Here is a 673-nt window from a genome sequence, read left to right on the forward strand (position 1 = left end):
TGTGGACCCACCTGATTCCATGCCGAACTCAGAAGTGAAACACAATAGCGCCGATGGTAGTGTGGGGCTTCCCCATGTGAGAGTAGGACATCGCCAGGCTTTAAATTAAATCTTTAGGTTGACCGACCTGGAGATATGGACGCTCACTTAGTGAGTTGACCACTGCGGAGTGGTAGTTCAGTTGGTTAGAATACCGGCCTGTCACGCCGGGGGTCGCGGGTTCGAGTCCCGTCCACTCCGCCACTTATTTAGAGTTCAGCTCTTTAAACTGAAAATAGGGGTGTAGCTCCAATTGGCAGAGCAGCGGATTCCAAATCCGCGTGTTGGGAGTTCGAATCTCTCCACCCCTGCCATATAGAAAGCCTCAGCAGAAATGCTGGGGCTTTTTTGTATCTATCACTTTTTAAGGTGGTTATGGAGGCCTCTTATACCAATTCCGTTAATTAACTTATCAAGTTTAACCAATCTCTAAAGCAGAGCGAGATCACTCTGCTTTTATCTTCACAAAACCGATTCCACGCTCTACATAACGTCTCTACGATATCGTCATAGTTTTCGAAGCACCTGTTTGCTACTTCATTTTGACGGAGCCAACTCCATACCTGTTCTATAGGGTTTAGTTCGGGAGAATAAGGTGGGATATGAATTATCGTAAGGTTCTCAAATTCATCTG

Annotated in this window: 1 protein-coding gene, 2 tRNA genes and 1 rRNA gene; 3 read left to right on the forward strand and 1 reads right to left on the reverse strand. The window is 46.2% G+C overall.

Annotated elements, in window-relative coordinates; all coding sequences use genetic code 11:
• The 3 genes from rrf to L1D22_RS22260 form a co-directional block, all read left to right on the forward strand.
• A 5S ribosomal RNA gene (gene rrf, locus L1D22_RS22250) occupies positions 1 to 99 on the forward strand; the annotation flags it as partial.
• Between the two features lie 67 nt (positions 100 to 166).
• A tRNA-Asp gene (locus L1D22_RS22255) sits at positions 167 to 243 on the forward strand.
• 33 nt (positions 244 to 276) lie between these two features.
• Positions 277 to 353: transfer RNA gene (locus L1D22_RS22260), tRNA-Trp, on the forward strand.
• A gap of 90 nt (positions 354 to 443) precedes the next feature.
• Here the strand turns inward: L1D22_RS22260 and L1D22_RS22265 are convergent.
• A partial coding sequence (locus L1D22_RS22265) for a transposase (RefSeq protein WP_239831221.1) occupies positions 444 to 673 on the reverse strand: 230 nt, incomplete at its 5' end.

Origin of the sequence: Vibrio sp. Isolate34, from assembly GCF_022397915.1 — a bacterium.
Lineage (GTDB): Bacteria > Pseudomonadota > Gammaproteobacteria > Enterobacterales > Vibrionaceae > Vibrio.